This is a genomic window from Secundilactobacillus hailunensis (assembly GCF_005405185.1).
In the GTDB taxonomy this organism is placed as follows: domain Bacteria; phylum Bacillota; class Bacilli; order Lactobacillales; family Lactobacillaceae; genus Secundilactobacillus; species Secundilactobacillus hailunensis.
Map to the genome: position 1 here is coordinate 15,725 of NZ_BJDO01000020.1, position 26,696 is coordinate 42,420.

23 protein-coding genes are annotated in these 26,696 nt (G+C 40.8%); 9 read left to right on the forward strand and 14 right to left on the reverse strand.

Annotated elements, in window-relative coordinates:
• Positions 1 to 126 precede the first annotated feature (126 nt).
• Positions 127 to 663: a PadR family transcriptional regulator gene (locus FFM73_RS06780; RefSeq protein WP_137631023.1), complete on the reverse strand. Its 537-nt coding sequence runs from the start codon at positions 661 to 663 to the stop codon at positions 127 to 129.
• A gap of 119 nt (positions 664 to 782) precedes the next feature.
• Between FFM73_RS06780 and FFM73_RS06785 the strand changes: the two genes are divergently transcribed.
• Both FFM73_RS06785 and FFM73_RS06790 read left to right on the forward strand, forming a co-directional pair.
• Entirely contained in the window at positions 783 to 1,319 is a 537-nt protein-coding gene (locus tag FFM73_RS06785) for a phenolic acid decarboxylase (protein WP_137631043.1), read from the forward strand.
• 201 nt (positions 1,320 to 1,520) lie between these two features.
• Positions 1,521 to 2,525: an aldo/keto reductase gene (locus FFM73_RS06790; RefSeq protein ID WP_137631024.1), complete on the forward strand. Its 1,005-nt coding sequence runs from the start codon at positions 1,521 to 1,523 to the stop codon at positions 2,523 to 2,525.
• A 279-nt stretch (positions 2,526 to 2,804) separates the two neighbouring features.
• On the opposite strand, the gene FFM73_RS06795 is transcribed toward FFM73_RS06790, so the two are convergent.
• The gene (locus FFM73_RS06795) at positions 2,805 to 3,245 is read right to left on the reverse strand and encodes a MarR family winged helix-turn-helix transcriptional regulator (RefSeq protein ID WP_137631025.1); all 441 of its coding nucleotides are present in this window, start codon (positions 3,243 to 3,245) and stop codon (positions 2,805 to 2,807) included.
• Positions 3,246 to 3,253: 8 nt separating this feature from the next.
• Positions 3,254 to 4,225 carry an amidohydrolase family protein gene (locus FFM73_RS06800; protein WP_137631026.1) on the reverse strand — a complete coding sequence of 324 codons (972 nt, stop codon included), beginning with the start codon at positions 4,223 to 4,225 and terminating at the stop codon, positions 3,254 to 3,256.
• 162 nt (positions 4,226 to 4,387) lie between these two features.
• Here FFM73_RS06800 and FFM73_RS06805 point away from each other — a divergent pair, with 162 nt between their 5' ends.
• The 3 genes from FFM73_RS06805 to FFM73_RS06815 all read left to right on the forward strand — a co-directional run bounded on the left by FFM73_RS06805 (position 4,388) and on the right by FFM73_RS06815 (position 6,483).
• Positions 4,388 to 4,939 (forward strand): TetR/AcrR family transcriptional regulator C-terminal domain-containing protein, encoded by a 552-nt coding sequence (locus FFM73_RS06805; RefSeq protein ID WP_137631027.1) that lies wholly within the window; start codon positions 4,388 to 4,390, stop codon positions 4,937 to 4,939.
• A gap of 122 nt (positions 4,940 to 5,061) precedes the next feature.
• Positions 5,062 to 5,955, forward strand: a complete 894-nt coding sequence (locus FFM73_RS06810; RefSeq protein WP_137631028.1) for a 3-hydroxyacyl-CoA dehydrogenase — start codon at positions 5,062 to 5,064, stop codon at positions 5,953 to 5,955.
• Between the two features lie 117 nt (positions 5,956 to 6,072).
• The gene (locus FFM73_RS06815; protein ID WP_137631029.1) at positions 6,073 to 6,483 is read left to right on the forward strand and encodes a hypothetical protein; all 411 of its coding nucleotides are present in this window, start codon (positions 6,073 to 6,075) and stop codon (positions 6,481 to 6,483) included.
• A 53-nt stretch (positions 6,484 to 6,536) separates the two neighbouring features.
• Here the strand turns inward: FFM73_RS06815 and FFM73_RS06820 are convergent, their stop codons facing one another.
• The 8 genes from FFM73_RS06820 to FFM73_RS06845 form a co-directional block, all read right to left on the reverse strand.
• The gene (locus FFM73_RS06820; protein WP_137631030.1) at positions 6,537 to 7,400 is read right to left on the reverse strand and encodes an NAD(P)H-binding protein; all 864 of its coding nucleotides are present in this window, start codon (positions 7,398 to 7,400) and stop codon (positions 6,537 to 6,539) included.
• 190 nt (positions 7,401 to 7,590) lie between these two features.
• Positions 7,591 to 8,250 carry a type I-E CRISPR-associated protein Cas6/Cse3/CasE gene (locus tag FFM73_RS06825; protein ID WP_137631031.1) on the reverse strand — a complete coding sequence of 220 codons (660 nt, stop codon included), beginning with the start codon at positions 8,248 to 8,250 and terminating at the stop codon, positions 7,591 to 7,593.
• A 322-nt stretch (positions 8,251 to 8,572) separates the two neighbouring features.
• Entirely contained in the window at positions 8,573 to 9,466 is an 894-nt protein-coding gene (locus tag FFM73_RS06830; RefSeq protein ID WP_137631032.1) for an IS982 family transposase, read from the reverse strand.
• A gap of 300 nt (positions 9,467 to 9,766) precedes the next feature.
• On the reverse strand, positions 9,767 to 10,045 hold the full coding sequence (locus FFM73_RS12760) for a hypothetical protein (RefSeq protein ID WP_171001231.1): 279 nt from the start codon (positions 10,043 to 10,045) through the stop codon (positions 9,767 to 9,769).
• Positions 10,023 to 10,259 carry a hypothetical protein gene (locus tag FFM73_RS06835; protein ID WP_137631033.1) on the reverse strand — a complete coding sequence of 79 codons (237 nt, stop codon included), beginning with the start codon at positions 10,257 to 10,259 and terminating at the stop codon, positions 10,023 to 10,025. The genes FFM73_RS12760 and FFM73_RS06835 overlap by 23 nt, the downstream gene beginning before the upstream one ends.
• The gene (locus FFM73_RS12930) at positions 10,252 to 10,500 is read right to left on the reverse strand and encodes a hypothetical protein (protein ID WP_206750971.1); all 249 of its coding nucleotides are present in this window, start codon (positions 10,498 to 10,500) and stop codon (positions 10,252 to 10,254) included. The genes FFM73_RS06835 and FFM73_RS12930 overlap by 8 nt, the downstream gene beginning before the upstream one ends.
• 120 nt (positions 10,501 to 10,620) lie before the next feature.
• Complete coding sequence (locus tag FFM73_RS06840; RefSeq protein ID WP_137631034.1) at positions 10,621 to 13,242, reverse strand: DEAD/DEAH box helicase family protein; 2,622 nt, start codon at positions 13,240 to 13,242, stop codon at positions 10,621 to 10,623.
• Positions 13,243 to 13,247: 5 nt separating this feature from the next.
• Positions 13,248 to 15,227 (reverse strand): DNA methyltransferase, encoded by a 1,980-nt coding sequence (locus FFM73_RS06845; RefSeq protein WP_137631035.1) that lies wholly within the window; start codon positions 15,225 to 15,227, stop codon positions 13,248 to 13,250.
• Positions 15,228 to 16,023: 796 nt separating this feature from the next.
• Between FFM73_RS06845 and FFM73_RS06850 the strand changes: the two genes are divergently transcribed.
• Both FFM73_RS06850 and FFM73_RS06855 read left to right on the forward strand, forming a co-directional pair.
• Positions 16,024 to 16,854 (forward strand): homoserine O-acetyltransferase/O-succinyltransferase family protein, encoded by an 831-nt coding sequence (locus tag FFM73_RS06850; RefSeq protein ID WP_137631036.1) that lies wholly within the window; start codon positions 16,024 to 16,026, stop codon positions 16,852 to 16,854.
• Positions 16,855 to 17,614: 760 nt separating this feature from the next.
• Positions 17,615 to 18,508: a zinc ribbon domain-containing protein gene (locus FFM73_RS06855; protein WP_171001232.1), complete on the forward strand. Its 894-nt coding sequence runs from the start codon at positions 17,615 to 17,617 to the stop codon at positions 18,506 to 18,508.
• 158 nt (positions 18,509 to 18,666) lie between these two features.
• Here the strand turns inward: FFM73_RS06855 and guaA are convergent, their stop codons facing one another.
• The 3 genes from guaA to helD all read right to left on the reverse strand — a co-directional run bounded on the left by guaA (position 18,667) and on the right by helD (position 23,787).
• Positions 18,667 to 20,217 carry a glutamine-hydrolyzing GMP synthase gene (gene guaA / locus FFM73_RS06860; protein ID WP_137631038.1) on the reverse strand — a complete coding sequence of 517 codons (1,551 nt, stop codon included), beginning with the start codon at positions 20,215 to 20,217 and terminating at the stop codon, positions 18,667 to 18,669.
• Positions 20,218 to 20,399: 182 nt separating this feature from the next.
• Positions 20,400 to 21,323, reverse strand: a complete 924-nt coding sequence (gene coaA, locus FFM73_RS06865) for a type I pantothenate kinase (protein WP_137631039.1) — start codon at positions 21,321 to 21,323, stop codon at positions 20,400 to 20,402.
• 169 nt (positions 21,324 to 21,492) lie between these two features.
• The gene (helD, locus tag FFM73_RS06870; RefSeq protein WP_137631040.1) at positions 21,493 to 23,787 is read right to left on the reverse strand and encodes an RNA polymerase recycling motor HelD; all 2,295 of its coding nucleotides are present in this window, start codon (positions 23,785 to 23,787) and stop codon (positions 21,493 to 21,495) included.
• Between the two features lie 102 nt (positions 23,788 to 23,889).
• Between helD and FFM73_RS06875 the strand changes: the two genes are divergently transcribed.
• Both FFM73_RS06875 and FFM73_RS06880 read left to right on the forward strand, forming a co-directional pair.
• Positions 23,890 to 25,746 carry a cation:proton antiporter family protein gene (locus FFM73_RS06875; RefSeq protein WP_137631041.1) on the forward strand — a complete coding sequence of 619 codons (1,857 nt, stop codon included), beginning with the start codon at positions 23,890 to 23,892 and terminating at the stop codon, positions 25,744 to 25,746.
• A gap of 26 nt (positions 25,747 to 25,772) precedes the next feature.
• Positions 25,773 to 26,435: a histidine phosphatase family protein gene (locus tag FFM73_RS06880; RefSeq protein WP_137631042.1), complete on the forward strand. Its 663-nt coding sequence runs from the start codon at positions 25,773 to 25,775 to the stop codon at positions 26,433 to 26,435.
• Positions 26,436 to 26,696 lie beyond the last annotated feature (261 nt).

Consider the following 26,696-nt stretch of genomic DNA (forward strand, 5'->3'; position numbering starts at 1 on the left):
AATGTAAAACAGTGTAGCACAAATATATGCAATCGCATAGTTTATTTTAAATTTTTTATTCTGTTCGTAAAAACTTAACAATTTAATCTTAAGCGACCATTTAGATTGGCTGAACCATTCAACCAACTATTTTTTAGAATTCGCTGACCGTAGCCACTCGCAGTACGCAGTTTCTCGCCGAATGGCATGGTCCAGCACAAGGTAGTGACCATAATCGTTATTATTCTGTCCATTGGGAAACTTACGCGTCATTTGGATTTTTAAATGTGCTAGTTTCTGTTCATGAAACCCGAGCTGAGCAGCTAACATATGAGCTAGCCTTGGATCATCCGGTGATTTGATAAAGTACATTTTCACCGCAAACTCATCGCGACCGCCAACAGTTGGTTCAGTTTCAGCAGAAAGCCAGTCATTTAAGGCTGCACGACCATCCGTGGTAACTGTATATCGTTTCCGTGCTAATTTTTCACCACTCACTTCTTCTTGATGAGTGATCTGCCCAGACTGTTCTAACCGACGTAATTGCGGGTAGATCTGACTATGGTTAGCCGACCAAAACTCGCCAATATCAGAATCGAAGGCCTTGGTTAATTCATAACCGGTCAGCGGCTGCTGATCCAGTAAGCCTAAAATGATGAACTGTAATACATTGCGTAAAGCCATAATAATTTCTCCTTGACGTTTGATTAAAGACAGTATATCATAATCAAGTTATCTAAATCATGTATTTAATTACATGTATAAAATTACCGTAGGAAAACATTATGACTAATTTAAACCACATGGACAAACACTTTGAAACACTCGATGACTTTTTAGGCACCCACTTTATTTACACCTATGACAACGGCTGGGAATACGAATGGTACGCTAAGAACGATCATACCGTTGACTACCGGATTCACGGCGGTATGGTTGCTGGTCGCTGGGTGGCCGACCAAGAAGCCCACATCAACCTGTTGACTGCAGGTATCTATAAGATTGCCTGGACGGAACCAACTGGTACTGACGTCGCTTTAGATTTTGTGCCCAACGAGCATAAACTCAACGGCACCATTTTCTTCCCAAAGTGGGTTCAGGATCATCCAGAAATCACAGTTACTTATCAAAACGACCACATCGATCTGATGGAAACTTCCCGTGAAAAGTACGAAACTTACCCCAAAATGGTTGTGCCGGAATTCGCTAATATCACTTACATTGGCGATGCCGGTCAAAACAATGACCAGGTGATTGCTGCCGAACCTTATGAAGGTATGACGGATGACATTCGCAACGGCAAGTTTTACGATGACAACTACCGGATGATCAAGCGGTAATTCTCCTGAGATAAATTAGAATAAACTTCATTAAAGTCGTTGCCAGATTGAAACTATCATCTGACAACGATTTTTTGAATTCTAGAATGGTTCAGTCAATCTATTGCCTTATAGTTAACTCGAAGGACTACAATCATTTATAAGAAGTAATAGCAATCAAATTGCTAAACTAGCTTCAGCATAGAAAGGAGTATAAAAATAATGCAACAAACTCAACTAGGCAATACAGATATCGAAGTCTCCAAGCTCTGCGTTGGCGCAATGAGTTTTGGTCAACCAGGCACCATGCACGATTGGACTCTGAACGCTGACGAAACTACTAAAATGGTTAAAACGGCACTTGATCTGGGTATTAACTTCTTTGACACCGCCAATGCCTATTCCAAAGGAACCAGTGAAACTTATTTAGGTCAGGCACTGCGTCAAAATGTTTCTCGGGATAAAGTCGTCATTGCTTCAAAAGTCTACTTTAACCCTGGCCGGCTCAGCCGCAAAGCCATTGAACACGAAATCGATGGTAGTTTAAAGCGGTTAGGTACGGATTATTTGGACTTGTATATCATTCACCGATTTGACTACGACACGCCGATTGAAGAAACTATGGGTGCCTTAAACGACCTCGTTGTCAGTGGTAAAGTCCGAGCAATCGGCGCCAGCGCCATGTATGCCAAACAGTTCAATGCAATGCAGCAAACGGCTAAAGAGCATGACTGGGCCACGTTTCAGACCATGGAAAACCACTATAACCTGCTTTACCGTGAAGACGAACAAACGTTGATCCCCGCCTGCAAGCAATGGGGAGCCTCCCTGATGCCGTATAGCCCCTTGGCTGCTGGACATCTAAGTCACACCGGCTGGCAGACTAATACTCTACGTAGTCGCACCGACAAAGTGTCAAAAGGTAAATACGATAATGTGGAAAATATCGACCTGCCGATCATTGATCAGGTCAACACAATTGCTCAGAAGCACGATACCACGATGAGTCAGGTTGCTTTAGCTTGGCTGTGGGCTAAAGGCGTCGCAGCACCAATCGTTGGCGCCACGAAAACTGAACACTTGCGAGCAGCGGCAGCAGCACAGCAGCTCACTTTAACCCCCGCCGATATCCAAGCGCTGGAAGCACCGTATCAACCCCATCCAATCGTGGGCGCATTGGATCAGAATCCACCTGCTGGTACGGTTTTGATCGATGAGAAAAAGTAGCAATAGTATTCAAAGCATTTAGCAGGAACGTTTTTCTCCAAATCAACGATGTAATTCATTCATCGCTGTTTTGAATCTGTAATCTCTGTTGCTGGTGATAGACTGATCTATTACTGACAACAGTTTTTTTGTCCACATTCTTGAATCAAAAAAGGCATTCCCACCCATTCTTTAAAATCAACCACGATTTCTAGAAAGAAGGAATACCCTTATGAATTATCATACGCTGAAATTACTGCTAAGCTTGGCTGACCAGCCTATCACAATCGATACTGGTGGTTACCCGTTAAGTTTGGTAATTTGCTCGAGTACCGCTAAGAAATCAGCTTGGCTCACCCGACCATCCGTCACCGTTAAACACTTGCTCAAAGCAGCTTCTTGCGCATCAAGAGCAACTTTAACTTGCGGATACAGCGCCTCACCAGCAGCAGTCAGTTTCAGGACGTATTTACGCCCATCGGTTGGCAACTTCTGCTTATCAACCAGCCCCATGTCGGCCAACTTCGCAATTTCTCGGTTAACGTTACTTTGGTGGCGGCTGTCTGCCCGTACCAGTTGATCTTGAGTGATACCAGGATCATCGTGCAGCTTTAAAATGAAGAAGAATTGGCTGTTGTTGACACCCAACGGTTTTAAGCGCTTTTCAAGTACGCGAATCGCAATGTTAGACGCCGTGTGGAGTTGCTTGCTGATCGTCGCGTCGTTCTTATCTGCAATCATCGCAACATCTACAGTTTGAACAGTTTTTCAGCTGTTCCGTGAGCAATTGCTTCACACTGTTCGTCAGTGATATCGGCTTGTTCCAAGAATTTCCGAACAGTGTCACCGGATTGAACGTAAGGGAAATCTTCTGACCACATGATGTGATCAGCACCCATTTGGGTCAATACCATCTGCATTTGTGGTGCCGTAAACATTCCCGATGGTGATAGGTAAACCTGACGCTTGTAGTAGTCGGAGAACTTATGTGGCAGGTCGGTCACGATTGGGCTGAAACCATCGATGCGTTCCAAGAACATTGGGATAAATTCACCCCAATGACCGGTAGCGAGCTTAACGTTGGGATACTTTTCCAGCAAACCGGCAGTGATGATCCGCATGACTTGAATGCCGGCTTCCATGTGCCAGCCCCACATTGCGCCAGCCATCATGTTGGCAGCCATCTTAGAGTAAGACTTGCTGTCGTATAGCATGGCTTTTTGATCATTAGAAATGACACCGGGGTGCAGATAAAGTGTTGTTCCCAACTTATCGGCTGCGGCAAAAATGGCTTCAAACTTAGGATCATCTAAGAATTGACCATTGATACTGCCGCTAATAATGCCACCCTTTAGGCCCAGCTTAGTCACTGCATATTCCAGTTCTTCAGCAGCCTTGTCAGGCACGTTGGCTGGTAAAGTGGCTAATCCAGCAAAACGGTCGGGATATTGGCTGATCTTTTCAGCAAGTGTTTCGTTTTGCGCGTGGGCACCCGGAACGGCATATTCATCAGGCAGCACCTGTGCGGAATTGCCGGCATCGGAAACGACCTGGAAGTCGATACCATGTTCGTCCATGTAGGCCACCTTGTTACTAAAATCAACTAAATTGGGTTTGAGTTTATCTTGGTAAGGGTTATTATTCTTAACTTTTGAATACTGCTTAAATTGCTTAATATTTTCATCTGTATCGTAATGTTCTTCAACTGTAATGAGTTTCATTAATACAACCTCCTGTTAATCATACTTTTTGAACCAAAAATAGTGTAGCACATTTATATGCGCATGCATAGTTTATCATCTTCAATATTTCAAATACGCCTTGTTTAAATGGATTTGAAGTAAACTAGAGATATCATTTACGAATGAAAGGACTTAGTCGATATGCTTCAAAGCTCACAAAAACTATTAACTGCTTTAGTCACTTTGCTTGATGACAAACCACTAACTAAAATTACCACCTTAGACTTAATCCGTACGGCTGGTATTTCTCGTTCGACCTTCTACCGCCACTTTCAGGATAAATTGCGGTTCTTTGACTGGGTGAAATCCTATTTGCTGGATCTATTTCTCAAAGATGATTTTAGCGATGACACCCCCGCTTCCTATTACACGCGCTTTTTTCAGCACTTCGCTGACTATCGTCCAGCCTTTAAATCATTTATTTTAGACGGTCATTGGCAAAATTTTGAACGTGAAATTTTAAAATCCGGTATCAATAACTATTCTCACTTACTTACAAACCACCTTGATGAGAGTGCACCGATCAATACGATTGCCGCCTACATCGTTTCAGCTCATATTGGTGTCGTCATTGATTGGCTGACAGAAGATGATGGGCATTCACCGGCTCAAATGGCAGTCATTATAACGCAGTTCACTAATAGCGTTCTAGCTAACTACGATCTTACACTCGACACCTTGATGACAAAATGACACAGTTTCGCCAATTCTGACTCTCCCACAGTACGCCAAATTTTGATAAAATCATTTTAACTTGTGATAGTTTTCTCAAAGGACTAAAACACGCGTAATTTTATTAAAAAGGAGTTTTTTAAATGACAATCCAAAACGTAACCGTTGCCGGTGGGGGCGTCCTTGGCAGCCAAATTGCTTATCAAATTGCCTTTAGTGGCTTTGCTGTAACCTTATACGGTCGTCGTGACAGTTCCATTCAGGCAGCTAAAAAGCGCATTGAACAGTTGCGCCCTGCTTATCAACATGACTTACAGATCAGCGACGCCCAATTTGATGCCGGCTTAGCCAATATCACCTATGAAACGGATTTAAATGCCGCCGTAGCTAAGGCTGATCTAGTAATCGAATCACTTCCTGAAGATCTTACAACCAAGCAAAATTTTTACGAAACTATTGCGGATGCTGCACCAAAAGCCACGATCTTTGCCAGCAATTCTTCAACCATGCTCCCAAGTCAATTTGCTGAATTCACTGGCCGACCAGCGCAATTTCTCAATATGCACTTTGCTAATCACATCTGGGTCATGAACACTGCTGAAATCATGGGAACTAAACAAACAAGTACTGACACTTACCAAACAATAGTGCAATTCGCTCGTGATATCAAAATGGTGCCCATTGAAATTAAGAAAGAGCAACCGGGCTACGTCCTTAACTCGATGCTCACACCACTGATGGTTGCCGGAATGTCGCTTTGGGCAAAGGGTGTCGCTGATCCCATGACCATTGATAAAACCTGGATGATTGCTACTGGCGCACCGATGGGCCCGTTTGCGATTATCGATATGATTGGTCTGCGAACTGCTATCAGTGTGCCTTTGGCTCAGGCAGGCGATGAAGATGGTCAAATTGCTGCAGCCATCACTACCAAGCTTAAAGAACGTCTGGGCGAAAATAAGCTAGGTGTCGAATCTGGTGAAGGCTTCTATCACTATCCCAATCCAGAGTTTCAGCAGAAGTCATTTTTAAGCTAACTTGATTGATAATTTTCGGTATTGGCAATCGCTAATACCATTTTTTGTCGCCACAATCGTATTGCCGAATCCAGCGATTAACTTTATAATCGGTTTTAAATAGAGGTGTGTCGTGTGATGAAATTATCAAGAATCATTGGCGTTGTCGTCGTTCTAGCAGCTGCCGTAGCTTTAGTCGTTAAATTAACCAGCTTTGGCCTAGGCTCGCCCCGAAGTCTGCAAGGCAATTACTTTGCGGAATCGGTGCCCGGCCGTTCCGGTGGCGGAATGCTGATCACCGCTCATTCGATCACCTACACACCATCTGGCTACACGGCATTTAAAGCAAATAATTTAAAGTGGCATAAGTACGGTAAATATTATCGAGTTCAAGGTCACGTCAATCAAAATTCCTATCACGCCGGCTACAAAGAAGATTATATGTATTATCGCCAAGGTAACCAACTAAAAGTTCTCACTTACGGTCAATACAAACATAATCGGAGCTTTAAGGGTGTCACCCCATTTAAATTAGTCCATCAACGCTAAAAAGCATCCAACTCAATTTTGAGCTGAATGCTTTTTGATTAGCTAAATTTCAGTTATTTCTCGGTATAATTACGCTTTAAGAAACTCGTCATATCTTCTGGTTTATGTCCAGTAATGGTCTCAAAATCACTCGTTGCGTGACTGAATAAGCCCATTGCGCCGGCAGCGTACATGCTGGCCAGTTCTTCGCCATCGCCTTCAGGTGCATAGATCTGACCGAACTCTTTCAAGGTTACTGGTTCATAGCCAATCTCATGACCAGTAACTGCGGTCATGATTTTGCCAAGTTCTGGCATGGTGAGACTCTTCTCCTGCGTAACCGTATACGTCTGACCTGCGCCCCGTAAATCAACACGGGCAGCCAAGGACGCAATGGCTTCAGCACTATCGTCATATGAAATGAAGCTCATGGCTTGCTTGCCAACCGGATAAATCAGGTGCTTGCGTTCAATCAGTTCTGGTAAATATGGCACTAACGGATCAGCGTACAACGAATTCTTGATCACCGCATAGTGCAGACCACTGCCCGCTAATTTCCGTGGTGCGTACCCATAATATGGTGACATCTGGAACGGATTGTTTTCTTGATCAGCAAAGAAGCTCACGAAAATCATGTTTTCGACTTTAGCAGCCTTCAGCGCCTCGATTGAATTCTCGAATTCAGTAATCCGTTGCAAAACACTGTAGGTTCGGCTTGGAATATAAATGACAATGTCTTGGCCGGTGAAGGCTTTGGTCATCGTGTCAACATTCAGATAATCACTGGTAACGACATTAACCCCTTGAGCTTTCAGATCAGTTGCTTTAGCGGGCGTGTGAACCGCTGCCGTGAGTGATTCAACACCCACCATCTTGATCAAATCCTGCATAACTCTGCTACCAAGGTTGCCGGTTGCACCGGTCAGTAAGTATTTCATTAGATAAGTCTCCTTTAAATGGTTACGTGTCTTAGTGGCATTTCAATATTTGCTGAGTGCCACCGAGACACATCGATAATATTAAGTCGTCTGTTACTTTATAAACAACTTGTCGTATTAATCTTACCATTTATCAGGATATTCGCCAGTCTTTTTGGGAAGAACCTGGATATTGAATATGCTTTAAATCTCAGGCTTCTGGCATTAAAGTCAGTAACCCAAAGTTGAAATTTTTGCTGCTGGCCATTCCGTTCAACGTCATTTTTTCAAATGCCAGCAAGTCTTTAACCACTAAATCACCTGCAAAGGTCACACGACTAGCCTCGCTATGGCCATTTTGCTGCCGCCCTAAAATTGGTCGATTGGAGCTGGCAACGTCAGATACATAAGCATTTTCGTCATTGTTAGAGAGGACCGAAATCTGTCTCAGAATCTGAAAACCGTTCTTGGTTTGCTGATTAAGCAGCCATTCCCGCTGCTCTGCAACGATTACTTGTGGATCTAACTTCTCGCTTGCTTCACCAGTGCGTGGCGGATTAGCGGTAATCCGGAATCTGATGGGTTGATCTGCCAGTAAAGAATCCAGCAAATGCTCGTTTGCTTTAGAAGCTAACCCGGTTGACATGCTGGTTGGTCCCACCTTCACACCCTTTGGCGCAACTTCGCTCAGCATATATAGGTACCAGTGCTTGTTCATCCGCTCGAATTGCCAGTAGTGCTCCCGCGGAACTGATGGTTGCAGTTCTCCGGGCAAAACGTGTCTATCCCAGTTGTGAGAAGGTTCTACGGTGGTATACTCTTGGATTTGTTGTAGCTTTTTGTCGGTGATTTTAATTCTTGATAGAAACATTTTTCTCTCCTACTTGAAATGATATTCTTTATGCTATTAACGGTATAGTAAAACCAATATTAAATTAGTTTGTTTGGTCTGAGGTCTAAACAAGAAAGAGAGGTAATCTGATAGATTTCCTCCCCTTTAATTATCTAGAAAATTTTGTTAGCAATGGTTTTAGAAACGCTTTGAAACGTGACCATTCAGATAAATATAATAGCATTCGCCGAGTACTGTGACCGTTACTATGATACGTCCCCATTACTAATCCATACAAAATAACGACCATGAACGTAATTAACGCGTAGTGCTAGTTTCGTAATATAGCTCAGGTAATTCACTAATCTATTCTAAGCCCACTTTTTCCTTGAATTAAATTGCTATGAACCTTGATGACATTCCATAAAAACAGGGCCGCTAATCGGCTACCCAAGCCGATTAGCGTTCGAGTTCTGGGATGCTCAAAATGGCCAACGATGTTTAGATTATTAAAACCAGTTTCAATATGCCGCCGCTGATTTTTCAAAAATGCAGAATTAACCTGTCCTGACTTTCGCATGTTCTTTCGTAGTGGAAACCAGAAGTTGATCTCTTGCGATTTTAACCGCTTTTGAAGGGTTCGACTTAGGTATCCGCCATCTGCTAAGACTTGATGAGCAGGAGCTTCTCGTAAAAGTTCTTCGACGGATTTTCGATCGTCAATATTTGCTGGTGTTAGTTCCCAGCTCACAAAATAGCCAGCGTTGTCCATCACCGCATGCAGTTTGAAACCATAATAATATAGCTGCTTAGTGGCGTTATAACCCTTACAAGCTATCGCGCGTAAAACTTTCGCTTGGTTACTACGTCTGGCTGAGACTAGAGTGATTGGAGCACTATCAATGATTTCATAAGTACAATCATGCCGATATCGCTTCAATAAATACTGACGAATCATCTTCATTATTTGAAACAGATTACGGCATCTACGATTGTAGCGACTCCGTTCGGGAACAACTATTCCGGAAGCCATCAAAATGTGATGGAAGTGCGTTTCCGAGGGATCACGTAAATCTATGCGGGCAAGCATACAAGCAATAATCGTGATGTCACTGACTTTCAATTGCCGGTAATTTTGACGCAAACGAAAATGTTTTGGCAACAGTTGGTAAATTGGTGTAACTATTTTGACGAATTTTCGAACAGTAGCTTGAATTAAATTGGTTTTTGGGATAGTTTTAAGGTGGCCTTGCATTTACGGTTCTTCTTTCTGGTTTAGTCACCTTAGAAGCTACCGCAAATGCGGGCTTTTTGCATATAATTTGCTTTACTCAATGAGTTACTCGACGAATGTTACAAAACTAACACTACACGTTAATTATCTGTATTTACGAATCACAGCTCTTTCTGCATAATGATAATTATAAATCCAAACACTAGTCTTTGCAGTTGTGGGGCTACTGACCGATATTTCCGATAATTTACTGCAGTGAAATCAGCTGTATTTGATTACAACGCCAGATTATCCTCAAAATTTTTCTAATAAGTAATTATTTTACCGTCTTTGCTTAATGATTTGTTGTATAAGGTCATTGATTGATATTAAAGGATTTGGATAATATTGGTCACTTCTTAATTTTTTTATATTTAGCAACCAGCCTTTTGAAGTCCCTAATTTTGCACTTACTTTTTCTAAATTCGCATTCGTTTTTTTTAAAATTGCATTTTGAATTAGTTTACGTAATTTATTGCGTTCCAAAAAGATAGGTTCGTTATCATCAATATTCTTAGAATACGCATACCATTTTGTATTATCCCTTTTTTTTGAGACCACTATCTACAAATTCATGATTGCCTGGATTTGATTTTTCTTCTGTTTCAATATATAAATTTCCAGTACGAGCAGATCTTTTATCAAGCTTGACTTCAAGTCCCATAGCGCTTTCTCCACGATACTGATCATCCAAATTACCATATAATCCCATGGAGACCGAATCTTTTTGCAATAAATCACTTATATAAATCTCGCATCGATGTGATTCAATCAAATTTTTCTATCCAATAATCACCTTTATCTCGGAACCTATCTTGAAATATGATGGGTAAGCACACTTCATAATTTCTTTTATTTCCTAAAGTACTAGCCTCTGTTTTATTCTTAGTACTATTAATAAATTTTTCCAAATCACGTCTATTTTCAGAACTCTTAATAAATACATTGTAATCAGTTACTAGCTGCTCATTTATATAAAAATTTTCAAAATCAATGGTTCCCTGTTTATTTAACATATTATTTTTATTATCTGAAAAAAGAAAGTAAAAATATAAGACAATTGTATCTCCTTTAGTTGGATTTTTTTAAGCGATAGGGTCTGAATCTTATACGACATTATTATTTACCTCTATCTTTCACTTACCTGATGGTTTAATTGTCATTAATTCCTGCCCAATATTTTCACCATCTCCGTTCGTAAAAAATTTTAGGCCATAAAGCTTAACGTGGTCATTTTCACCAATAACTTCAATGTTCTCAGGACGAATGCTTTCTAACAAATCTTGCTTCCAGTGATCCCTATCAAGTAGTTGGGGACCCTTTGGTTCTATATAGATTTGGTAACAAAAGTCCTTATTTTGTAAATAAAGAATGAAATCAGGCATAAATCCTTCATAATGGCTTATTTGTCCCTTAAACTGATGCAGTTTAAAATTAGTGTTTTGTTCATCATTTCTAAACAAATAAATATATTCATATTTTTCTTGTAATCTGTTAATAAAATCACCAATAAAATCAATTGCTGACTTCTCTAATCCATCTACAATTGCTTCGTCAAAAACGTACCAAGGCTTATTCTCCATGGGATAAGGCAAAATTCTTTCACTAATTGGCTTATTAAAGCTCTTTGATACTTTTTTTTGATAATCTTTAATCAAGGATTTTGTTGGCACTGGAATAAACCGATTAGTTCCACGCTTACGTTGATAATTATTAATAATTTGCTTTTGAACAAAGGTCAAATACTGTTCTACCGCTTTAAGTTGTTGTTCACGATTTAATTCTGGTGAATCATTGGCAACTCTAGCATATAATCTAATTTTGCCCAACCAATTATCAGATAAAATGAATTCGTTTAGTGATTTTAAAGTCGGAACATACTGATGTAAAGAATTAAAACGATAAAATTTATTGCGCGAAAAAGCTTTTTTTACTAACGATAAGTTATCGCGAAAATTAAATAAGAATCTAGTTTCTGTTAATACATCTTTTTCAGTAACCTTCGCGTTATAACTAGTTTCCCAAGTACTATCTACTAAATTAACTTCCGCTATCGTTTCTGTATTAATTCCATATCGATCTATCCCATTAAATTCTTTATCCGGAATTGATTCAATTTCATTAAAATAAATTTTACCTTGTTGATACACTTTAGATTTCTTAAAAGTGGATTTAACGTTAGCTTCGTAGACATCAAAATCACTATCATCTTCAACCGGAAGATTTAATTTATCCAGTGATTTCTTTAGATTTTCAAGATATTTGGGGTCGTTTATCGTGTGATAATAAATACTTTCTAATAATTGATATTTTGTATTCTGTCCGTCAAATCGTCTTGTATAAGAAATTTTTCCCTGATATACAAATGGATAGTACCGCGCACCACGACCAATTAATTGAGCTTCACTGTTTGTTTGATTCAGAGTCGTAGGCTGTTCACCAATTCGTACGATATCATAAAGATTTAATACATCCCAACCTTCACTTAGTTTAGCTACCGCAAAAATGACTCGAAAAGGATTGTCATTATTCTCTAAAGTATTCAAATTGTGTAAATCATTTAAATCTCCCAGAATTCCCTCTTTGGCACTATCGTTAACGTTAATAGTATTCAAAGCTTGAAAATCATGTTTTAATTCAACAATTGCAGTTGCTAAATCTTGGGATAGCCAATAGACATAGGCTTGTTTAAGCGCTTGGCTATGACTAATCTTCTGTTGATACTTAAGAAATTTAGTTAAATCAGTTACATTTAAATGATCAATTAGGTCTAAAAAATTCTTCCTGGCTTCTTTAGAAATAGCAATCTTATTTGATTTAAATAAAATTACTGGTTTAAAATCAGGAATATTCAAACTTTGTGCAATTCTTTTACGATATTGACTTAATAAAACGACATTCATCATCTTATCTTTATCATCATTGTTTGCCTGTAACCGATAAACCCGTTTAGAATAACCTTCATAGATAAATTGACTTAAATCATAACGATAAACGATTTTTTCACGATATTTTTGATAAATATCTTCATTTTGTAAATCAAGTGTCGCTGTAAACTCAAATTGACGATTTTTTTTATTACATTGTCGAATTCGGTCTAAAATGTTTTCCCAAGAACGATCTTTCTGATCTTGTTTACTTTTAGTTCCAGCACTAAAATGATGTGCTTCGTCAGCTAAAACTATTAATTTCTGTTTTGTAAAATCATTATAAGTTAACCCGTTCTCCCTAACTGTGCTTAATTCATTAGCCAAAGTCTGGATAGTAGTTAATCGCAAATAAATTACACCTAACTCCGGATTTTGAGAAAATTGGGTCACTGGACGAATTTCAATTTTCTGCCCATGAATGTTTATTGGCTGAGAAAATAGATATTTAGACGAATCAATTTTTAGCAAGTTATCGTAAGTTTTAGCAACAACTGCATTTGTGTTTACTACAAATAAAAAATTATGATAAGAAAACTCGGTATATAAATATAGAATCATTGCAGCCAACACATCTGTTTTTCCACTGCCAGTGGCCATATCAAATAATAATTGATTATATTGGTAATCTGCTGATGCTTGGTGTTGAGTCCAATCTAAATTAACTAACGCTTGTTCCTGATATGGTCGCAATTGATGCTTTAAATTATTCTTAATATATCCTGGAATAATAAAAGGTTCCTCATCACTGAGAAGATCTATTTTTTGTTTATTCTCTAGCAAATCAACCAATGGTAGCTCAATTTCACGCAAAACTCTCTTTTTGGGCACAAGTATTACTCCTTCTTCTCATAAAAACTTTTATTAAAATGATAGTCACTATCAGTGATTAAGTCACGAACATTCTTATCTTCGATATTAGCTTCATTGTAATAAAGCTGATTTTTATCAAGTAATTTAACCAGTAACTTTCTCTGTTCTTTAAAAGTTAAGGATTTTCGCTCAGAATCATTTTCATACTTATCTAAATCTACCCTGAAGTCAAAATCAGCACCGGATTTCATACGTTGATAAACGGAGTCTAAATCAGTTATATTTTTTGTAGATAAAAGGTCTTTTAGATACCCCTGGTTCTTTTCCATCAGTTCAGCATAAACAAATGAGCCTCCTCCATGCCAGTCAACGTCTTCAGATATACCGCCTTGTTCACCTGAAATAACCTTTTGAAGGCGAGAAACTGAAACCGTATTAATATAGTCCATTTGTTCAATACCTATAAATTGGCGATGCATTTTCATAGCTACTGCTTGAGTTGTTGCAGATCCCATGAAGAAATCCATAATTAAATCACCTTTGGAAGAAAATATATCTAAATATTTTTTTATTAATTCTTCAGGCTTTTTCCCATTTCTGAATGAAACCTCCCCTTCCTCATTAACTTGGTTGTATTCTTTTACCAAATCTAAAAAATTAGCATATGGTTTTAAGGTAACGCTAGAACTCATTGGCATTCCTTGATAATAAGCACCATTTTTTATAGTGCTATTTTTAGGCAATTCAAAGAAACGATATCCTAAACCATCATCTCCCATATTAGGAACTTTAAAAATAGTTCTGTCTGGATACTTTTTTCTTAACTTTTCAATATAAGCAACATAAAACCGACCACTAGAATTTTTTTCTCTAATAGAACCCCGAATGGTTTCACGATGCAAATTTTCCACAGCTGGCGTTGTCTTCATTATTTTGGTATGCTCCGGTAAATATACTTCCACTTTTTTACCACCGAGATTAATAACTTCATCAGGTTTACTAAATACTTGTACGGTGTGGTCATACTTATCAACTGTTTTTTTCACAGCCTTTCTAGGCATTTCAAAAGAATTGCTCTTAGAATAAATCAATGTATATTCCATTACATCATTAAATGGCTTATCAGCAGTCAGCGCTCGATCAGGATGCCGAACAAGAACATTCATATCGAATATATGCCGTGTTTTGTTAAAAATATTGTCAAGAAGCACTCTTAAATATGGATATTGATGAAAACTAGTCTGAACGAGGAGAATAACATCATCCGATAATAACTCTTTAGAAATATCTACTCGATTTTTTACAAAAGTAAGCCACGCACTTCTGCTAAATGAATCATTATAACTAAAAGAGTCTGAACCCGTATTATATGGTGGGTCTAGGTAAATAAGTTTAATTTTCCCTGCATATCTTTGCTTTAAACTATGCAAAGCAATTAAATTATTTCCTTTAATAATTAAATTATCCTGATCATCAAAATTAAATGTTTTATGCTCACCATCTTGATCATATTTTTTAACATTTTTAAACACTTTGGGCTCTAATAACTCATCAATTTCAGATTTACCAATTATTTCATTCAAAAACGGTTCATCAGCTGTTTCATCATTTTTCAAATCTTCTTTACTCATTCCAGCTTTTAAAACAGTGTCTTTAAATGGAAAATCTAAGACAACATCTGCAGATTCGTCAATAAATTTTCCACCTGCAGTTAAACCTATCTTGTTTGTGTATTTGGTGTAACTATCTTCCCAAAATTCTTTATATTCAAACATTTCAACAAATTGGTTAAGTTTAAACACTTTAGTATCCGCAATTTTTTCAACATAATTTTTGCGAATTAAAGGATTTTCAAATAGTTTTTCCATTAAATCATGATCAAATTTATCTAAATCACTAATTACTTTAACTCTCTTAAGAGTACCATTGGTAGTTATATATTTATTATCGAATTCTCTTAAGATACTTTTCACTTGAGACATTATCTTAGGTTCAATTTTCATTTTTTTCACCTCAAAAAATATTTTTCTTTATATTTCAGCCCAAGTTAAATGATTTTGACCTATTCATTGTATGTAATCGTCTAAGTTAAACTATCAATACAATAATACTTTTTTGTTAGAGTAATTTAATATTCAGAGCACCTTCATGATGCAGAGTCTAGACAATATTTTAAATTGGATTTTATCATTTTTTAAATATGAACCATAATTTAACTTTAACCTACAACAAATAAGTATTTCAACAGTTTATTGAAAAAATATGAATTAATGTTAATAAATATACCTAAAATAATAAAATGGTAATTGAATTATTCTTGTACTTCCATTTGAAAATATCTAAAGCAATATTTTACATAAAAACTGTCAAAATTTATCACATTGTTTTCGAAAACCTGTACTATATATATATCTGACCAGTTAGCAACGATAACATTCATTTAAATTGTTAACTATTCTCTCCCATTTGACCGAAAACGGTTTCTGTGATAGATTAGAAAATAGTTAGAAAATAGGTCAATAATAAATCAACGATAAGAAGAGTAATCATAATACCTAGAGAAAGAGAGTTCTGGCATTGCTGAAACAGGACCGGATGGCATGACGAAGATGAACTTGGAGACTGACGGGGTCGTGAAGGCTACCGCCACGGGGCACCGATATCTGCTGAGTATTCGTACTCTTGAGGCAGTAGTTGTGAGACTACTGCAAAGATGGGTGGTACCGCGTAAAAAACGTCCCTAGCTGTTAAATATAGCTAAGGACGTTTTTGTATTCTATTCAAAGGAGGGCATGACATATGACAGTGCAATTGAAAAATGGCTTTTTAAAACAACACGTAGACAATACAGTCTTCACCAATCAACCAGTTAAACTTTTGGTGGTCAACCTGATGCCAAACAAATTGGAAACTGAACGGCAATTTGTGCATTTATTTAGCCATTTATCCATGGATGTGGAAGTCACTTTTTTGCGGATGGCAACCCATCATAGCAAACACACACCAGAAGCTAAACTGCAGCAATTTTACGCCGTTTTGGCTGACATCTATGACCGCCATTTTGATGGCATGGTTGTCACCGGTGCACCGGTAGAAGAACTTCAGTATAAACAAGTTGACTACTGGAATGAATTCAAAACACTTCTAAATTGGCGTCATGATCATGTTCGCGAATCAATCTTTGAATGTTGGGCCGCCCAAGCCGGTATCTATGCTGATTTTGGTATTAATAAACGAATCATCTCTCAAAAATTATTCGGTGTTTATCGCTGCAGAATTGACCAGCAGACTGAACTGACAGCAGGATTCGACCAACTGTCAATGCCACAATCACGTCACACCACCCTTGGCCACATTAACGATCCGCAATTGGACGTGTTAGCCAGTGATCCAGAAGCTGGTCCAGTAGTTCTGGCTTCTAAGCAGACTCATTCAACCTACCTTAGTGGTCATCCAGAGTACGAAACCAACACTTTGTTTAATGAATTTAATCGCGACCGTGAAAAAGGCCTGCCAATTCAGCTGCCTAAAAACTACTTTTCTGCATCTAAACCGACCAATACTTGGCAAAATGACAGCATCCGTTTGTACGATAATTGGGTGCACAGTTTGTTGCGGGTACGAGTTTAAATACATAGCGGGCTTAACTTTTGATATGCAATATATTACTGCATGATGCTCTTCAGCTACACATTTTTATGCGTAGCTTTTTTATTAGTTAATGTCGACAAAAATATGTAAGAAATAAAAATATTTTGATCTCCTAATCCCTCTTCTTTAAAGATATAACAACTATCTTAAATAAAAATAAGGTTAACCACTGATGAAATATTAAATACTCGTCCAAAAGTGCAGTAAGTTTTGCTATACTTATATTTACGTTAATTGTGGATGTGTTAGAGAAAAGCTGAAATGTGTAAAATACATAACAACCAATATTGGCTGATTAACATTAGCTTAATTAGGGAAAAATAAACTTAGATTTTTTATGTCAACACTCTTTCAATATTTTCTTTTAATTTCAAAAACCGTTTTCGTACAAATTGACATATTGAATTAATATTTAGAAAAATTTGTCTAGCAGTTTACTCGTATTTGAGAATGAGCATACAATTTTCTTAATCTTAATCGTGTCACCAATTACCATCTGAGTTAACTTTGATCACGGTGAATGGTAATTCATATTTTTCATAAGTCTGGAAGTGATAATAAAAATTTAACTTTAAATCTACGTGTTCAAAATATTTGATCCTGTTTTAATAGCTTAAATTTATCTAACCCTACCTACAAACCTAGATTCATGTGGGAGACAAGATGAAACGCTCATTAACTGCTACAACTAGTTTGAAGATAAGCGCACTTATTTTATTTATATGAAGGGGAATATATAGTGGAAAAACAATTTTGTGTCAAATGTGGTAAGGAGTTACCTAACGAAGCTGAATTTTGTCCGTACTGTGGCCTCAAGCAACCAGTCTTAAAAAAAGGATCTGTAACACCCGAGAAACAATACGAACGACCAACCGAAGTATTTTATCCTCAAAACAATGACACAAAGATAAATCAAAACGAAACTGGTGCGAAGAACATCGTTACACCTTCTTCTGAAACACCCAAAAAAGAATTTCATAATGAATTTAAACCTTACATTCCGAAAAAAGTCAAGCCTAAAAAGCCATGGTATAAACATGGACTGGCAATAGTTCTAGTTGCCGCACTCTTTCTTTTTGCCTTCGTATTAGCAAAAGATGCTATTAATGGTTCTAGTTCCACCACTGAAGCTGCGGGATCGTATGATAACAGCAATTCTAATGATTCAACTTCAGACGATTCAAGTTCTGACGATACAGAAGATTCGGATGATGACTCAGATTATGAAGATGAGGATTCAGACGATGACGACACTGGTGACTTTACTAATGACTCCGTTGCGGGCATTTCAGCTTCGGATTATGATGCTACAGAAGCAGCCGGAAATACTTACTCGTATGGTGAACTGCTTAAATCAGACGATTACAATGGGGAATCATATAACATTACAAATGCCGAAGTCCTTCAAGCTGACGAAAACGACGGTGCAACTACTTTACTTGTGTATACGGATGAATACGTAGATGAAGTGTTCAAAATCTATTACCCTGATACCACTGACGCTGTCAAAGACGACTACGTGACTGTAAAAGGTGTATTAGGCGATCGAGAAGAGTATGATACCCAAGCTGGTGGATCAAATACTGTACCTACAATTGTTGCTCAAGATGTCAGTATAACTGGCTCTGAATAAATAACATATATTCATGACATTTTTTATTTTACAAATTAAGAAAAGTTTTGGATATCTCACAAATTACCAGAACTTTTTACATCATTCCACAAAAAAGGAATCCTGAATTCTCAGGATTCCTTTTAGTCTAATCTGATTCAATTTACCGAGCAGGAATCCTATTCCCACTCCACCGTCGACGGCGGCTTGCTCGTAACATCATACACAATCCGGTTTACATGCTTAACTTCATTTACGATTCTAGTAGAAACCTTCGCCAGTACATTATATGGAATGTGCGCAAAGTCTGCGGTCATCCCATCGATAGAGGTTACGGCCCGGATACCGACTGTGTAGTCGTAAGTCCGGCCATCACCCATAACGCCGACAGAACGGAAACCTGGTAAGACAGTAAAGTATTGCCAGATGTCGCGGTCTAAGCCGGCTTTTTTGATTTCATCCCGAAGAATGTAATCACTGTCGCGGACGATTTCCAATTTTTCAGGCGTAATTTCACCGAGAACACGGATTCCTAGACCAGGGCCTGGGAATGGTTGACGCCAAACGAGGTCGGCAGGCATGCCGAGTTTCTCACCCAATTCACGGGCTTCATCCTTGAATAAGGTCCGCAATGGTTCGATCAACTGGAAGTGCATGTCCTTTGGCAGGCCACCAACGTTATGGTGCGACTTGATGGTTTGTGCCGTATCAGTCCCAGATTCAACCACGTCGGTATACAGCGTCCCTTGTGCTAAGAAGTCGATACCATTCAGCTTTTTGGCTTCATCGTTAAAGACTTGGATGAACTCGTTACCGATGATTTTCCGCTTCTTTTCAGGGTCACTGACACCCTTCAGCTTGGACAAGAACCGGTCAGCAGCGTTAACTTCAACGATGTTCAGACCAAATTTACCCTTCAAACTGTTCATCACTTGGGATGCTTCGTTCTTTCGCAGCAGACCGTGGTCCACGAAGATGGAGGTCAGCTGGTTCCCGATAGCCTTGTGTAACAGCACACCAACAACGGATGAATCTACCCCGCCAGAAAGACCTAATAACACTTTCTTATTACCAACAGTTTTGCGAATATGTGCGATCTGCAGATCAATGAAGTCATCCATTGACCAGTTCGCTTCAGCGTGGCACACGTCAAAGGCGAAGTGCTTCAGAATTTCGTTACCGTAATCCGTGTTACGAACTTCAGCATGGAACTGAATGCCATAGAAGTTACGATCCGTATCCTGCATAGCAGAAATTGGACAGTCACGACTGGTGGCAACATCCGTAAAGCCTTCAGGCACTTTGGTTACTAAGTCACCATGACTCATCCACACATTTTGTTCCTTAGGCGTGTTGGCAAATAACTTGGCGTCATCGCTGGTCACTGTGATGGCTGCCCGACCGTATTGGCCGTTATCAGACTTCACTTGACCGCCAAGTGTGTAAGCCATTAACTGCATTCCGTAACAAATTCCCAGAATGGGGATCCCTAACTTGAAGATCTCAGGGTCGACTCGTAATGCATCCTCAGCGTAAACACTGTTGGGACCACCAGAGAAGATGATACCCTTGGGATTAAGAGCCTTAACCTCGTCTGCCGTGATCGTGTGGGCCATCAATTCAGAATAGACACCCATGTCACGGATCCGACGGGTAATGAGCTGATTGTACTGTGAACCGAAGTCCAGCACAATGATCTTATCAAAGGACGATAAATCCACCTTTGCCAATCCATTCACACCTTTCTTATATCAAACAGGGTTTGAAACCATTAGTTACACTATACAGATTGTTCTAATCACGGTCAATCAAAATGAGCAAGTTTTAATTGTTCGGCTTCTACCGAACATTTTAATCAAAGCGCCTCGTTCAACTTGTTAACGGTTACGTTTACCAGACATTTCTGTCAACATTATGACTTTCGCAGCATTACTTGGTCAATAATGTGCTGCTCGCCCTTATGAATGATCATGTTCGCCCGACTGCGAGTCGGCAAAATATAATCTTCCAGGTTCGGCAGATCCACATTGAACCAAATACTCTTGGCCTCTTCTACCGCGTCTTTTAACGGCATCTTAGTATAGGAATGATAGTAGTTATCCGGATCGTTTTCCGCCAGCTTCAGCAGGGCTTTAAACCGCTCCAGATACCATTCCTCAATCAATTTAGGCCGCGCGTCAACGTAAATGGAAAAGTCGGTAAAGTCCGAGACGTAGATCTGTTCCGAACTGGGTAGTTGCAGCGTGTTGATACCTTCAATGATCAGCACATCCGGCTGCTCGATCTCCTGCACCTCATTGGGCACGATGTCGTAGATTTTGTGGGAATAAACGGGGACCTCCATCAGCTGCTTGCCTGATTTAACGTCATTTAAAAAGGTAATCAGAGCCTTCATATCATAGCTTTCCGGAAACCCCTTGCGCGTGATCAGCCCGCGTTTTTTTAATTCTGCCGTGGAATACAGGAACCCATCAGTGGTGAGCATTTCAATCCGCTGATCTGAAAAAAAGTGATTCAGCAGTACTTTTAGCAGCCGCGCCGTGGTACTCTTCCCCACCGCCACGCTACCGGCAATGCCAATGATATAGGGCACGTGCCGGGGCTGCTGGCGTAAAAAGCCGGCCTTAGAATCCTGCCACTCATCGAAGTGCTTGATCAGCAGCCTGAGATAGTGAACTAAGGGAATGTAAATATCCTGCACATCCTGCAGTGAGATGCGGTCATTAAAAGCCTTGATCTGTCTCAGACTCGCTTGAGTCAACGGTACTGATGCGTCCTGATAAAAGTCGCGCCATTCGCGTTTGCTAAATACATCGTAATTCATCAAATCCATCATTCGTGTCAGCCTCATTATATTCCGTAAATACTAAATTGAATCCTATTATACACGAGCCATCTGGTAAGCGCTATATCATAAACACAATAACCGCTGATGATTTAAAAGCGACCGGATCACTAACGGATCCAATCGCTTTTTAAACCTATTTTAACGCCTCTGATAAGCCCTATTCCCTGACATACTCATCCGTTGGCACCGTGTCAAACAACGGCGATAAAGTCCCCGTTGCCAGCACGGTCAGCTGATGCATCGCCCGTGAACAGATGGTGTACAGCAATTGTCGTTCGCCATCGTCATGGTAAGTCTGATCAGAAGCTTCCCAGACGATCACCGCGTCAAATTCCAAGCCTTTGGCAAGAAAGGATGGCACGACAATAATACCTGGTGCCAGCCGCTGATTTTCCGACTGGATCAAAGTAGCTTTAACGCCGGCATCATGCAGTGCTTTGGCGAGATTCCGGCATTCCGCTAACGTCTTGCCGATAATCGCTGTAGTCTCTTTTTCATGGTTATTTTCTTTAAGCTGCTTGATCAGCCGGTTTAACGTTGCTTGGCGGTCTGGCTGCACGCTGATGACTGGCAGCGCGCCGTTACGGTCAAAGGCCTTCACCGCTTCACCGTTGACCAGAATATGGCGGGTAAAGTCGGTGATCTGCTCCGTTGACCGGTAGGATTGCGTCAGCTGCACGACCCGGGTCTTTTCCGGATCGAACATGGTACTCAGCTCGCTTAGTAAGGTCTTACTGTTTTCCTTGGTAAAGATAGCCTGGTTCAGATCCCCTAACAGGGTGAACTTGGCACGTGGAAAGCTAAACTTCAGGTAAGCCAGTTGGAACGGTGTGTAGTCTTGAATTTCATCAATGAAGACGTAGCGCATCTCTTTTTCACCCTTGTGGCCCGTCATCTTATCGTACAAATAGAGATAGGGTGAAATGTTGCTCAGCGTTAATTTAGCCTGCTTAAGTTCTGTAATGGCTCGCTCAACGCTGGCCTTCCAGTCAGCCTTGGTAATGCCATAATCATCCAAATTAATGATGGCCGGAATACTGCGCAGCATATGGATCATTTGACCGTTGATACTCAAGAAACGGTTACGCACCACCGCTTGGCGAATAGGTGCAAAGGCCTTCATGACGATCTTACGGGCGTAGAACTTGTATTCCTTGTCGGCGTCTTCGATTTCTTTTGGATCTTCACCCTTCATCTGGTTCATTTCTTCGGTGCTGAGATCTTGAACGGCCTGTTCAACCCACTTGGCGCGCATTTCAGAACTGATTCGCCGGTTAAGCAGCTTGATCAACTGCTCCCGCGTGCCATCTAAACGGTTGAATAGCCGGTAATTTTCATTAAAACTGTAATAAATGTCGTGAATCTTTTCCTTAGTAAAGAACGGTTTCCCCTTGAAGTTGATGTTGCGGAAGATCATGTCCTCTTTTTCCAAATGGTTGGCATACGCAGTAACGGCATTGTAAAAGGCCAGACTGCCCTTTAGTGAGTCGATGCGTTCTTCAGCCGGACTGTAATCCTCGTTGAAGCGTTGCGCCAGCGTTTCCACTGACAGCTTAGGGACCCGGTGGCCGGTATATTGATAATAAGTCATCTGAACCATATTTTGCTCACCAAGTTCTGGTAACACTTGGTTGATATAGTCGTTAAATAATTGGTTAGGTGAGAACAGGATCACTTGGCCAGAAGTTAATTTCCCGCGATAACGGTACAGCAGCCAAGCAACACGCTGCAGTACGGCCGCGGTCTTCCCAGAACCGGCTGCCCCTTGAACGAACAGCAGGTCGGACTTGGTATCACGAATGATCTGGTTTTGCTCTTTTTGAATGGTGGTCACGATACTCTTCATCTTAGTATCGGACTTTTCACTCAGCGCATCCAGCAGCATCGCGTCACCCACGGCTTCTTCGGTGTCAAAGACCGTTTTGATCTTCCCGTCTGCGATCTGGAACTGACGCTTCAGCTTCAGATTGACCGTTTGCTCGCCATCGGGCGTCTGGTAGGTCACGTTGCCGAGTCCGCCATCGTAATAAACACTAGAAATCGGCGCACGCCAGTCATATACTAGAAAACGATCAGGTTCATCCGAAAACGATGCCAATCCAATATAGATCGCCTCAGTTTTGGGTTCGCCCTCTTCATGAAAATCGATCCGCGCAAAATACGGGGTCTTCTCCATTTTCTTCAACGTATTTAATTCATCGGTGGCATGCTGCCAGCTATTTTGACGCTCGTTTAACTGTTGCTGCTGCTGATGAACGGACAGGCCGGTTTCCATGATGCCTTCGTAGGAATCGGTCTTTAGCCGCAATTCGTTGACCAGGTTGTTACGAATACCCGATTCATCCGACTTTGCGTTGTCGATTCGTTCTTGCGATTTAGCCTGAGCAATTTTAATCTTATCAATGACCACATCTAAATGTGCTTGTTCTTGCTGTTTAATCGTCTCTGCCATAGCGCCCTCCAGTCATAAATTCGATAGTCTAGTATAGCACTAATTACATCTAATAAGAAACAATCGCGCTTCATTAAAATCCTTTAAATTCGAGGTAATATTATGGATCAACTTTCATTAGTCATTATTCTGTTAGCTGCACTGGTTATTCCGCTGATCATGGCCCGGTTTAAATTAACCTTGCTGCCCACCGCGGTCATCGAGATCATCGTTGGGGTGATCTTGGGTCCCAGCCTGTTAAACATTATTCACGGCAACGCCACGCTGAGTATGTTGAAAGACGTCGGTGTGATCGTGCTGTTGTTCTTAAGCGGGCTAGAAATTGACTTTAGCCTGTTTAGCCGCAAGCGCAATGAACTGACCCCGCTGGAACAAAAGCAGTCCGTCAATGCGCCCAAGTATTCACCGGTAGCCTTGGCGTTCATGAGTTATGCCACGATCATCGCAATGGCATTCATCCTCGCCGGACTGTTAAAGTTCTCAGGACTGTTCTCCGACCTGTGGCTGGCCATGATCTTATTTATGACCATTTCACTGGGGATTGTTATTGCAGCCCTGAAGGAAAAGGAACTGCTAAGTAAACCCTTTGGCCAAACCATTTTACTGATTTCAGCATTAGGTGAAGTGGTACCCATGCTGGGGCTAACGTTCTACGCTTCCGTCTACAGCCCGACTTCTAAGTCACTGTGGCTCTTGCTGCTGATTTTATTGGCCGCCGCGGTATTAGTTTGGCGGTTTCAACCGTTCTTCAAATTCTTTGACCGCATCAATAAATCCACGACTCAATTGGACGTCCGGCTGTCGTTTTTCGTCATTGTGTTATTAGTCACCATTGCCGAATCCGTCGGTGCTGAAGGCATCCTGGGGGCGTTCTTAGCCGGGATCGTCATCAAGCTGCTGCAGCCTCACGAAGAAACTAAAGTCCGGCTAGACTCCATTGGCTATGGCTTCTTTATCCCGATCTTCTTCATTATGAGCGGTGTGGGATTGAACCTGCGAACCCTGCTGGCTGATCCGAAAACCTTAATTCTAATTCCCGTTTTCCTAATTGCTTATTTAGTGGCTAAAATTGCCGTGTACCCAGTTCTGCGGCTCCGGTTCAAAGGTGGTAACGCCTTTGCCGGAACAGCCATGGCCACCACTACACTGACCGTTGTGCTAGCCATTTTGCAAGTCGCTCAGCATTTGCATCGCATTACCGCTCAACAATCTGGCGCCTTCCTGTTAGCTGCCATTCTTACCTGCGTGATTGGCCCGTTGATTTTCAACAGCCGTTACAGCGTGGAGCCCGCCGATGCTAAACCGCTCAACGTGCATTTTATCGGCACCAACCTGCTGACCGTGCCCGTTGCACAGCAGTTAACGGAAAACGGCTACGATATCCATATGTATACGGATCAGGAACGTAACTACCGGGCCTTTAACAGTGAAATCGACGTGCATTTGCTGGAAAACCTCGTTCCTGACGATTTGGTTGACCAAGACGTGTTCGACACTGACATTATGGTTCTTGGTCAAAGTAACTCCAAGGAAAACTACCGTTTAGCTAAATCAGCTAAACAATACGGTGTGCCACGAGTAATTGCCAGATTCGAAGATCCTAATATTTTGGATGAACGTAAAGATACCTTAACCGAAATGGGCGTGGAAGTTTACAGTACGCCTGACGTGCAGATCAGTATGCTGCGAAGTTTGATTGAAACGCCATCGACAATCGAACTGCTTACCTCAACCACGGCCTCGGTCTACGAAGTTCAACTGCGTAATCACAAGTACGTTGATATTCAGGTTCGCAATCTGCCCTTCATTGATGACATCACCATCGCCCAAATTTACCGTGATCAACGTTTCGTTCGGCCTAGTGGTGATACGCCACTGAAACTAAACGACCGGATTCTCTTCACCAGTAACAAGCAAGATTCAGCCCGGATTCGCCAAGAACTGGGTAAACTCAACTAATAATCTATTATCGGAGGCAACAACCATTGGCTAATTTTGACGTTTACTTTGTCCGTCATGGGCAAACCGTTTTGAACAAATACCACCGGATTCAAGGATGGATCGATTCCGCGCTTACTGACAAGGGTGTCCACGATGCCCAGGATGCAGGACAACGACTGGCACAGATTCCCTTCACTAAGGCTTATACCAGCGATTCACTCCGGGCGCAACGGACTGCTAAATACATTTTGGCAGCTAACAGCGGCACGGTTAAGGAAGCGACTATCGAACCGGCTTTTCGGGAAGAAAACTTCGGCTATTTTGAAGGTAACGACGACCTGCAGTCCTGGCACATGATCGGTGGCCCTGATGGCAACGATACGTTTAATGCCATGATCACGGCTTATACCATTGAAGGCATGAAGGACCGCATTGCCGCTTTAGACCCCTACCACGACGCTGAGGATAACGCCACGTACTGGGCCCGGTTGCAACCGGGATTTGACCGGCTAATGGCTGAATGCAGCGACGGCGATAAGGTCTTAGTGGCTAGCCACGGGACAACCATCCGCAGCATCGTGTCCCGGTTTCAGCCCGACATCAACATCGCGGTGTCTGCCTTGAACGGTTCCGTAACCAAGCTGGAAGTGCGCGGCGACGACATTTCCGTGGCTTACTATAACCGCGTGGATGATCAATTAGACTAACCAAACAAAAAGTCCTCATGGCTAAAGCATTTGGGTCTTTGTCAAACGGTGTTGATTAACGACTTGATTATATTTAGAGCTTTCTCTTCGGAGGAAGCTCTTTGTTGCTTACGGGATTTGAGTGGTCGAGATCGGAAATATCGGGACTTTGTACCCTTTAAATGGATTTTGGGTACACTAAATAACCCTTTGTTCTAGGGGCATTCGCAATAGGGACTAAGCAGCGATTTGGAAGATTCGGATAAACATGTTTTCTTGGTT

Excerpts from the sequence above, each read along its gene's own strand:
- FFM73_RS06780 (WP_137631023.1), bottom strand. The coding sequence starts at position 663 with ATGGCTTTACGCAATGTATTACAGTTCATCATTTTAGGCTTACTGGAT.
- FFM73_RS06785 (WP_137631043.1), top strand. The coding sequence starts at position 783 with ATGGACAAACACTTTGAAACACTCGATGACTTTTTAGGCACCCACTTT.
- FFM73_RS06790 (WP_137631024.1), top strand. The coding sequence starts at position 1,521 with ATGCAACAAACTCAACTAGGCAATACAGATATCGAAGTCTCCAAGCTC.
- FFM73_RS06795 (WP_137631025.1), bottom strand. The coding sequence starts at position 3,245 with ATGATTGCAGATAAGAACGACGCGACGATCAGCAAGCAACTCCACACG.
- FFM73_RS06800 (WP_137631026.1), bottom strand. The coding sequence starts at position 4,225 with ATGAAACTCATTACAGTTGAAGAACATTACGATACAGATGAAAATATT.
- FFM73_RS06805 (WP_137631027.1), top strand. The coding sequence starts at position 4,388 with ATGCTTCAAAGCTCACAAAAACTATTAACTGCTTTAGTCACTTTGCTT.
- FFM73_RS06810 (WP_137631028.1), top strand. The coding sequence starts at position 5,062 with ATGACAATCCAAAACGTAACCGTTGCCGGTGGGGGCGTCCTTGGCAGC.
- FFM73_RS06815 (WP_137631029.1), top strand. The coding sequence starts at position 6,073 with ATGAAATTATCAAGAATCATTGGCGTTGTCGTCGTTCTAGCAGCTGCC.
- FFM73_RS06820 (WP_137631030.1), bottom strand. The coding sequence starts at position 7,400 with ATGAAATACTTACTGACCGGTGCAACCGGCAACCTTGGTAGCAGAGTT.
- FFM73_RS06825 (WP_137631031.1), bottom strand. The coding sequence starts at position 8,250 with ATGTTTCTATCAAGAATTAAAATCACCGACAAAAAGCTACAACAAATC.
- FFM73_RS06830 (WP_137631032.1), bottom strand. The coding sequence starts at position 9,466 with ATGCAAGGCCACCTTAAAACTATCCCAAAAACCAATTTAATTCAAGCT.
- FFM73_RS12930 (WP_206750971.1), bottom strand. The coding sequence starts at position 10,500 with ATGTTAAATAAACAGGGAACCATTGATTTTGAAAATTTTTATATAAAT.
- FFM73_RS06845 (WP_137631035.1), bottom strand. The coding sequence starts at position 15,227 with ATGAAAATTGAACCTAAGATAATGTCTCAAGTGAAAAGTATCTTAAGA.
- FFM73_RS06850 (WP_137631036.1), top strand. The coding sequence starts at position 16,024 with ATGACAGTGCAATTGAAAAATGGCTTTTTAAAACAACACGTAGACAAT.
- coaA (WP_137631039.1), bottom strand. The coding sequence starts at position 21,323 with ATGATGGATTTGATGAATTACGATGTATTTAGCAAACGCGAATGGCGC.
- helD (WP_137631040.1), bottom strand. The coding sequence starts at position 23,787 with ATGGCAGAGACGATTAAACAGCAAGAACAAGCACATTTAGATGTGGTC.
- FFM73_RS06875 (WP_137631041.1), top strand. The coding sequence starts at position 23,890 with ATGGATCAACTTTCATTAGTCATTATTCTGTTAGCTGCACTGGTTATT.